The sequence below is a fragment of the Arthrobacter sp. AK01 genome, from assembly GCF_021109375.1.
GTDB lineage: Bacteria > Actinomycetota > Actinomycetes > Actinomycetales > Micrococcaceae > Arthrobacter.
On the sequence record NZ_JAJOHP010000116.1, the window covers coordinates 1 to 8,757 of the forward strand.

Annotated in this window: 9 protein-coding genes and 2 tRNA genes; 6 read left to right on the top strand and 5 right to left on the bottom strand. The window is 61.3% G+C overall.

The genetic code is table 11. From position 1 onward, the window contains the following. Positions 1-119: 119 nt before the first annotated feature. Positions 120-1,802 (bottom strand): energy-dependent translational throttle protein EttA, encoded by a 1,683-nt coding sequence (gene ettA / locus LN996_RS22805; protein ID WP_231343366.1) that lies wholly within the window; start codon positions 1,800-1,802, stop codon positions 120-122. A gap of 56 nt (positions 1,803-1,858) precedes the next feature. Beyond that, entirely contained in the window at positions 1,859-2,347 is a 489-nt protein-coding gene (locus LN996_RS22810) for a hypothetical protein (RefSeq protein WP_231343367.1), read from the bottom strand. Positions 2,348-2,443: 96 nt separating this feature from the next. On the opposite strand from LN996_RS22810, the gene LN996_RS22815 reads away from it, so the two are divergent. After that, on the top strand, positions 2,444-2,881 hold the full coding sequence (locus LN996_RS22815; RefSeq protein ID WP_231343368.1) for an SRPBCC domain-containing protein: 438 nt from the start codon (positions 2,444-2,446) through the stop codon (positions 2,879-2,881). 44 nt (positions 2,882-2,925) lie between these two features. Here LN996_RS22815 and LN996_RS22820 read toward each other — a convergent pair. Next, positions 2,926-2,998, bottom strand: a tRNA-Arg gene (locus LN996_RS22820). 220 nt (positions 2,999-3,218) lie between these two features. Here LN996_RS22820 and ssb point away from each other — a divergent pair. Continuing rightward, a complete protein-coding gene (ssb, locus tag LN996_RS22825) occupies positions 3,219-3,788 on the top strand; it encodes a single-stranded DNA-binding protein (protein WP_231343369.1) in 570 nt (189 codons plus the stop codon). A gap of 63 nt (positions 3,789-3,851) precedes the next feature. Next, positions 3,852-4,457, top strand: a complete 606-nt coding sequence (locus LN996_RS22830; RefSeq protein ID WP_231343370.1) for a GNAT family N-acetyltransferase — start codon at positions 3,852-3,854, stop codon at positions 4,455-4,457. Here LN996_RS22830 and map read toward each other — a convergent pair. Next, positions 4,454-5,221, bottom strand: a complete 768-nt coding sequence (gene map, locus LN996_RS22835; protein WP_231343371.1) for a type I methionyl aminopeptidase — start codon at positions 5,219-5,221, stop codon at positions 4,454-4,456. The two genes, LN996_RS22830 and map, sit on opposite strands and share 4 nt — an antisense overlap. A 158-nt stretch (positions 5,222-5,379) precedes the next feature. Here map and LN996_RS22840 point away from each other — a divergent pair, with 158 nt between their 5' ends. Further along, the gene (locus LN996_RS22840) at positions 5,380-6,063 is read left to right on the top strand and encodes a DNA alkylation repair protein (protein ID WP_231343373.1); all 684 of its coding nucleotides are present in this window, start codon (positions 5,380-5,382) and stop codon (positions 6,061-6,063) included. Positions 6,064-6,069: 6 nt separating this feature from the next. Here the strand turns inward: LN996_RS22840 and mptB are convergent, their stop codons facing one another. Then, entirely contained in the window at positions 6,070-7,626 is a 1,557-nt protein-coding gene (mptB, locus tag LN996_RS22845; protein WP_231343375.1) for a polyprenol phosphomannose-dependent alpha 1,6 mannosyltransferase MptB, read from the bottom strand. Between the two features lie 147 nt (positions 7,627-7,773). Between mptB and orn the strand changes: the two genes are divergently transcribed. Beyond that, positions 7,774-8,409, top strand: a complete 636-nt coding sequence (gene orn / locus LN996_RS22850; protein WP_308102757.1) for an oligoribonuclease — start codon at positions 7,774-7,776, stop codon at positions 8,407-8,409. A gap of 132 nt (positions 8,410-8,541) precedes the next feature. Beyond that, positions 8,542-8,617: transfer RNA gene (locus LN996_RS22855), tRNA-His, on the top strand. The last annotated feature ends 140 nt before the right edge of the window (positions 8,618-8,757 follow it).

The window sequence follows — 8,757 nt, forward strand, 5'->3', positions numbered from 1 at the left end:
CCCCCCCGCCCCGCCGCCCCGGCCCGCCCCCCCCCCCCCCCCCCACCCCTACCCAACAACAAACCCCCCCCCCCGCCCCCCCCCCCCCCCCCCGGCCTTTCGATGTTTCTGGCCTGCTGTTAGTCGCGGGTCAGGCGGCGGTGCGTGACGCGGTGCGGCTTGGCAGCATCGGGGCCCAGGCGCTCCACCTTGTTCTCTTCGTAGGAGTCGAAGTTGCCCTCGAACCAGTACCACTTGGAGGGGTTCTCGTCGTCACCTTCGTAGGCGAGGATGTGGGTCGCTACCCGGTCGAGGAACCAGCGATCGTGCGAGACCACCACGGCACAACCCGGGAATTCGAGAAGGGCGTTTTCAAGGCTGCCCAGGGTTTCGACGTCGAGGTCGTTGGTTGGTTCGTCAAGCAGCAACAAGTTGCCACCCTGCTTGAGCGTTAAGGCAAGGTTGAGGCGGTTGCGCTCACCACCGGAGAGGACACCGGCCTTCTTCTGCTGGTCCGGTCCTTTGAAGCCGAACGCCGAAACGTAGGCACGCGAAGGCATTTCGACATGACCGACCTGAAGGAAGTCATGGCCTTCCGAAACAACTTCCCAGAGGGATTTGTTGGGATCGATGCCGCCACGGGACTGGTCAACGTAAGAGATCTTCACGGACTCGCCGATCTTGAGCTCACCATCGTCCAGGGGCTCCATGCCGACGATCGTCTTGAACAGCGTGGACTTACCCACACCGTTGGGTCCGATGACGCCAACGATGCCGTTGCGGGGCAGCGAGAAGGAGAGGCCATCGATCAGGACGCGGTCGTCGAAGCCCTTCTTCAGGTTCTTGGCCTCGATGACCAGGGAACCCAGGCGCGGTCCCGGCGGGATCTGAATCTCTTCGAAGTCCAGCTTGCGGGTGCGATCGGCCTCCGCAGCCATTTCCTCGTAGCGGGCCAGACGGGCCTTGGACTTGGTCTGGCGGCCCTTGGCGTTGGAGCGCACCCACTCAAGTTCCTCGGTCAGGCGCTTGGAAAGCTTTGCGTCTTTCTTGCCCTGGACCTCAAGGCGGGCCTTCTTCTTCTCCAGGTAGGTGGAGTAGTTACCCTCGTACGGGTAGAGGTGACCACGGTCAACTTCAGCGATCCACTCAGCCACGTGGTCAAGGAAGTAACGATCGTGGGTCACGGCAAGGACAGCGCCGGGGTACTGGGAGAGGTGCTGTTCCAGCCACAGCACGCTTTCGGCGTCCAAGTGGTTGGTGGGCTCATCGAGCAGCAACAGGTCAGGCTTCTGGAGAAGAAGCTTGCAGAGGGCTACGCGGCGGCGCTCACCACCGGAAAGGACGGTGACGTCGGCATCGGCCGGCGGGCAGCGCAGTGCGTCCATCGCCTGTTCGAGCTGGGAGTCGATATCCCAGGCATCGGCAGCGTCGATGGCTTCCTGCAGCTTGCCCATCTCGTCCAGGAGCGTGTCATAGTCCGCATCCGGGTTGGCCATTTCCTCGGAGATCTCGTTGAATCGCTGGATCTTGCCGTAGATCTCGCCAACGCCTTCCTGGACGTTGCCCAGGACGGTCTTTCCCTCGTTCAGTGGCGGTTCCTGCAGGAGGATGCCCACGGTGTAACCGGGGCTGAGGCGGGCCTCGCCGTTTGAAGGGGTGTCCAGTCCGGCCATGATCTTCAGGATGGTGGACTTACCAGCACCGTTCGGTCCCACGACGCCGATCTTCGCGCCAGGGTAGAACGACATGCTGACATCGTCCAGAATAAGTTTGTCGCCAACGGCCTTGCGAGCCTTGGTCATCGTGTAAATGAATTCCGCCATACCCTTAAATCTAATGGCTAGGCGTACATAACTCACATTCGAGGAGCCCGGCGCAGCTAGCGGGCGTCTCCGATGAAGCATTTTCCAGTGGCCAGCACCGGCAGCACTGTTACAACGACTCCACCGTCGCGGATCTGCCCCATGACGCAACTCCCGCCAGTCAAGGCCGCGGCTTGCATGGCGTCGACGTCAAGACCTGTGGGCGTGCGGCTGACAGAGACCTCGACGTTGGCTTTCGGAATGCCGGCCGAGACCAAGGCCGTCCGTAAGGCCTCCCGGTCTGGTTTTGGGTTGCCGGCAACAAGGTTTTTCAGCGTCTTTTCGACTGCGGTGGTCGTCGCGGCAACGGCGGGATCCACGGTGGCCGTGACCTCGGAGTCGGTGGAAGGTGCCGGCGTAGCGACCTTCTGGCCTTCGGTCGAACCGGTGGAAGCCGTGCAGCCCGCGATCGTCAATGCCGCAGCAATGGCTAAAGTCAGTCCGGCGACACGGACGTTCGCTGCATCTGCTGCCCTGCCGAAAATCCGGGCGGTTCTCGTGCTCATCACCTAGCCATTGTGCCATTCACACGGAGTCCCCAAGGGCGTAGCGTTTCTCCCGGATGGCTTCGCCGTCCGGGTTGAGGAATGGAGAGCAGCATTATGAGCGGACAGGCACCTGATGCCGTCGCATCGACAACCGTCCCTGCCCGGCCCGAAAGAGTATGGGAGGCCCTGACTGATCCCGAACTCATCAAGCAGTACTTCCTCGGAACCAACGTCGCGACCACCTGGCAGGTAGGCGATCCGATTACTTACTCCGGGGAGTACAACGGCAAGCCCTACGAGGACAAAGGGACGATCCTCGCCTTCGATCCCCCGGAGCTGTTGAAGACCACTCACTACAGCCCAACCTCGGGGCTTCCCGACGCTCCGGAAAATTACCACACTGTGGAGTACAGGGTGGCCGAAGCAGCTGACGGAACAACTGTGACGATTAGCCAGGGCAACAATTCCAGTGTTGAAGAGGTGGAGCAGTCGACTGCCACGTGGCAATTGGTGCTGCAGAATCTCAAGGAATTTCTTGAGTCGAGGCCCTAAGGGTCATCCCCCTTGGACGCTTGTTCCAAGGGGGATGCATTTTGTGCCCCAGGAGGGAATCGAACCCCCGACCGGCGGATTAGAAGGCCGCTGCTCTATCCCCTGAGCTACTGGGGCGCACTGGCGCCATCACCGACGTGGGTCGCTGGCGCCACAAAGAGTTTACAGTGCCGCGCGCCGGATGCTTGCCATCCCCCCGCCGGTTCTCTCTACTCCTCCACAGCGGCCATTAGCCGGGTTTTATTCACATAGCCGGATGCGACACTCCCTTCCCTGTCTCCGCTGGATGAAGCTGAAGGAGCCGGACAGGCACTTCCCTACATCGAGAAGGACCACAATGAATGACATGATCACCGTCCGGGGCTTCGTGGCCTCGGAGGTCAAGAGTTCCACAACTACGCGGGGTACGGCCACAGCTTCCTTTCGCTTGGGAACCACGGAGCGCCGCTATGACCGCGCCACCAACACCTGGGTGGATGGCAACACCAATTGGTATACGGTGCAGTCGTTCCGCTACCTTGCTGGGCACGTGGGATGCAGCGTGAAAAAGGGACAGCGCGTCCTGGTCGCCGGAAAGCTCAGATTGCGGCAGTGGGAGCATGAAGGCCGCGTTTATCACGTAGCGGAAATCGATGCCGAATCCGTCGGCCATGACCTCATGTGGGGGTCAGCCAACTTCACCCGTATGAACGCCGCCTCGGCTCCTGCCGACTCTGTCTCCGGAGATGCGGCTCCGGCCCATGAGGCGCCCGGCAATCCTGGTGGCAGCAGCGAATGGGATGCCGACGACGAGGAGCAAGCTCCCCCGGAAGACCAGTCTGTAGCATCCGGGGTGGATGATCCTGAGGGTAATGGCCCGTTGATGGTGAACACCACAACGGGAGAACTGGTGGGTGCCGGCGTTTGAACCCTGAGCCAGGTTCTCCGGACACGCAGGACCAGCCCTGCGTGTGAGGCCTATTGTGGGTCCATGGCACAGTACGATGCAGCCTCCACGCTTGATACCGCTCCTGCCTCATGGGCAGCTGTTGAGGAATTGTTCGGAACCAAGGGCGAGCCATCACGGTGTTGGTGCCGCTGGTTCGCCCTTTCCGGCAAGGAGTGGACAACCACGACTCCGGATCATCGCAAGGAATTACTGAAATCGGCCTTCCATGCAGGTCCTGCGCCGGGCGTCCTGGCGTTCAGGGATGGTCATCCAGTTGGCTGGTGCGCCGTGGAACCCCGGGCACGTTACCCGCGGCTGAAGCGGTCACGTGTCCTCGGGACAGAACGTCAGGAGTGCCCGGGCGACCACGGCCTTTGGGCGGTTGGTTGTTTCGTCGTCGCGCCGGGCCATCGGCGTACGGGAGTGTCCTCAGCCTTGTTGGCAGCAGCCGTAAGCCACGCCTTCAACCACGGCGCGGAAGTCATCGAGGCCTACCCCGTCGATACAGAATTGAGGACCAGGGCAACGGCATCGGATCTTTTTCACGGCACTCTTTCCCTTTTCGTTGCTGCCGGATTCAGCCCGGTGTCCGAGTCCGTTCCAGGCCGGCCAGTGGTGCAGCTCAAGAAGGGTCACACTCCCGACTAGGGCAACGTCAGAACCATGGGACCTTCTGCCGTGATCGCAACGGTGTGCTCGCTGTGGGCAGCCCTGCGCCCGTTCGCCGAACGAAGGGTCCACTCGTCCTCATCGTGGTAGTAGTCGTCTTTGCCGCCAAGAATCAACATGGGTTCTATGGCGATGACCAAACCCTCTTCGAGTTTCATACCCCGCCCTGGCCGTCCGATGTTGGGGACAGGTGGTTCTGCGTGCATGGTCCTGCCAATGCCGTGCCCGCCATGGTCGGCCAGCAAACCGTAGCCAGTACGTTTCGCCTCACCGCCGATAGCGTAGGCGAGGTCACCCATTTTGTTGCCCGTACGCGCAGCCTCGATCCCCCGGGCCAACGCGGCTTCCGTCGCGGCGATGAGTTCCAGGTCCAACGCATCGCCCTCCCCCACAACGAAGCTGATGGCCGCGTCGCCGCACCAGCCTTCCAGGAAGGCGCCACAGTCAACGCTGAGGAGGTCGCCGTCTTCAAGGACGTACCCGTTCGGGATTCCGTGCACCACGGCATCGTTGACGCTGGTACAGATCACGCCTGGAAACGGCACGGCCGCCCAGCGCGGGTGATAGTCAAGGAAGGCGGGCTTTGCACCGGCGTCGGAAATCACTGCCGCTGCGACGTCGTCCAGCTCTTTCAGCGAGACGCCCACAGCAGCGCGTTCCTTGACGGCTTCCAGTGCGTTGGCCACCACCCGGCCGGCCTCCCGCATGATTGCAATTTGAGCCGGGGATTTCAGCATTGACATCAGGGGTCCTCCGTTGGACTCGCGTTCAGGGGCGGCGTTGAGCTGGCGCAAGGAAATGCCGCCACCCTGCCCACTCTACGACGCCCCATCGACGCGTGGGAGGGCGTTTCGGCGACTCCTGTATCCCAGCTGCCAAGCAGCGGCCCTAAAGTTGTGGCATGCCCCAGGATCTCGTGCAGTCAATCCGTTCCACGCTCCGCTCGGCGGGGGACGCTGAAAGGGCCAAGGGCGCCCAGGCCTACATGAAGTCCGAGATGCCTTCACTCGGTGTCCGGGTTCCGGAGGTGCGCAGAATCGTCAAAGCCGCAGCAAAAGAGTTCCCGGTTTCATCTCCGGAGGAATTGCGGTATGCCGTCCTCGAGCTATGGCGACAGGCAGAGGCACGGGAGGAGCGATACGCAGCCATTGACCTGACGGGCTTGCGGTTGGTCAAGGAGGATCTGGACATGCTGCCCGTTTACGAGGAAATTATCCGCACGGGCGCGTGGTGGGACCTGGTTGACGGTGTCTCCCACCGGATCTGTGCGCTGCTGCTTGCGCACAGGACCATCATGACCCCCCTGCTGCTTCAGTGGGCCGAGGACAACGACATGTGGGTCCGGCGGGCTGCCATCACTGCCCAGCTTGGTGCTAAGTCCATGACCGACCACAGTTTGCTGGCAGCTGTCATCAAGCCCAACCTGTCGGATAAGGAATTCTTCATCCGCAAGGCCATCGGTTGGGCGCTGCGCGAATTCAGCAAGGCAGACCCTGAATGGGTCCGTTCTTATGCTGCCGACAATGCGACAGCGCTTAGTCCGTTGTCCACACGTGAGGCGACACGATTGTTATCGTCCCCCTGATGCAGCTCAGATGATGGGGCGAAGGCCGGGTTCGTCTCGCTTGCGGAACAAGCTCTTGGTCTTGGGATCGACGAAGATCAGGTACACGGCGAAGAGCAGGGCGATGATCGCGGCCGCATTCCGGGCCAGTGTGAGCGCGAGGCCCAGGTCTTCACTCTGAAGGTAGGGGAAGACATCCAGCTGGTCCGAGATCGCGTAGACCATGAAGAAAGAGACGACGAAGTAGACGGCCTTGACTTGCCAGTCATTGCGGATGCCTGTCACCGCAAAGAGCGGTATCAGCCACACCACGTACCAGGACTGGATCATCGGCGCCAGCAGGACAATGGCCGCAAACGCCAGGGTGAGGCGGCGCATCAGGCGGTCGTAATCGCCCCGGAAGACCTGCCAGGCGATGGCACCCACCATGAGGACCTTACCGGCGTCGTAAACCCACTTGGCCATGCCCCAGCCGTCCAGGCCAAAGACATTGAAAATGGAGGCCACAACCAGGCCGATCAGGCCGATGGGTGCGTACCAGATCCACACACTCCCGGGGGCGGACAGGCCGTTGATCCAACCGAACCCGAAGCCATTGACCATACCCATGGCATACAGCAGTCCAAAACTCAGCCCGGCCGTCAGGAACCAGAAGATGAACTTCCGGGGCCAGGAAGCTCCCTTGCCTGCCCACAAGAGTCCGATGAACGGAAGGAAAACGACAGTGATGGGCTTGACGGAGATGGACAGGGTCACCAACACAATTCCCAGGATCACACGCCTCGTTGCACAGTAGTACAAGCCTGCAAGGGCCAGCCCGATCATGAGTGCGTCATTGTGGACGCTGGCAATGAAGTTGGTCAGGAAGAGCGGGTTTGCAGCTGTCAGCCATAGGGCCCGGTGCGGATTGACTCCGTGAAGTTCCGCCAGCTTCGGCACGTAGATGATGCAGAGAACAATGCCCACGAGGGCTACCAGCCGGAAAAGCATGATGCTTGCTTCGGGTTGAACGTTCGTGACCCAGACGACGAACTGCTCAATCCACAGGAACAGCTGACCGTAGGGCACCGGCGCTTCGGTCCACATCTTGTCTGCGCCCAGTTGGAAGTAGTTGGGAAGTGCAGAGATCCCGTTCTCATAGGGATTGATGCCTTCGACCATTAATCGGCCCTGACCGATGTAGGCGTAAACATCCCTGCTGAAGAGGGGAACCGTGAACATCATGGGCAGCCCCCAAGCCACCACCGCCTGAAGCGTTGCCTTGCGTGCTTCCAGTCCCCACACCCGGACACGCTGGCCTAGACGGAGCCAGGCCCGGACGAGCAGCATGCCTCCTACGGCCAGCAGGACAATCGACACTGCCACGCCAACGCCTTCGGTACGCATCCAGATAAAGAGGGGCAGCCGCCGAAGTTCGGAAACCGGGGCGAGCCAGCCGACACCCAAAGAGCCGAACATCATGAACATTGATCCGATAAAACCGGCGATCAATGGCGAACGTGCGTTATCTACCTCGCTGGCTGCAGCATCCGCCGTCGGCGCTGCTGTCCCTGCCTTCTGGGCGGCGGGTACTGGCACCGTCATGTGGTCGTCATCCAATCGTTCGCCCGGGTGTGTTCGGGACAAATTCAGCGTCTTTGGGGCTTTCCGCAGCAGGAAGAAACGACACTGCCGCGCTCAAAAATCGTACCATCGGAGTACTTGGAAGCGCCTGAAGGATAGGCTGGGCGCGTGCCTATTACTAATGAACGCATCGTGTGGATCGACTGCGAAATGACCGGCTTGGACCTCAAGAACGACGCCCTCATCGAGGTTGCGGCGCTGGTGACGGATTCCGAGCTCAACATCCTGGGTGACGGAGTCGACGTCGTCATCAAGCCGGACGATGCCGCACTGGAACAAATGAACGACTTTGTGCGGGACATGCATACACGCTCCAAGCTCCTTGACGAACTTCCCCAAGGGAAGACCATGGCCGAGGCAGAAGCCCAGGTCCTTGAGTACATCGAGAAGTGGGTGCCGGATCCCCGCAAGGCCCCCCTGGGCGGCAACTCAGTGGGAACGGACCGGATGTTCCTTGCCAGGGACATGCCCAACATCGTCGAGCACCTCCACTACCGCGTGATAGACGTCAGCACCATCAAGGAACTCTCACGCCGCTGGTTCCCGCGCGCCTACTTCCAGTCGCCGGCCAAGCACGGCGGCCACCGCGCCCTGGGCGACATCAAGGACTCGATCGACGAACTTCGCTACTACCGGGAAGCTGTCTTCGTTGCCGCCCCCGGGCCGGACACCGCAACAGCACAGCGCATTTCCAAGGACATCATTGCCACCGCCGAGACCTTGGGATCCAACGAAAAGGTGTGATCTGCACCATTTTTCAAGGTTTTTTCGCCAAAACCGGCAAAAGTGGACTTTGCACCCCAAAACAGCAGGTAAGCTATTTGTCGTTGCCTTGAAGGAAAGCCGGTCAAACGGTTCAGCCCCAAAAGGCACATGGTGGGCTTAGCTCAGTTGGCAGAGCGCCTGGTTGTGGTCCAGGAGGTCGCGGGTTCAACCCCCGTAGCTCACCCCACCGAGATTGGCTCCAGAGCCGGTTTCCACAAAGGCCGGCCCCCGGGGGCCCCGGGGCGGGGGGGTGTTTTCCACCCAACGGCCCCCCCCCCGCCCCCCCGCAGGCCTCGAGCACACGAGAAACGTAGAGAAGCGCGGCGG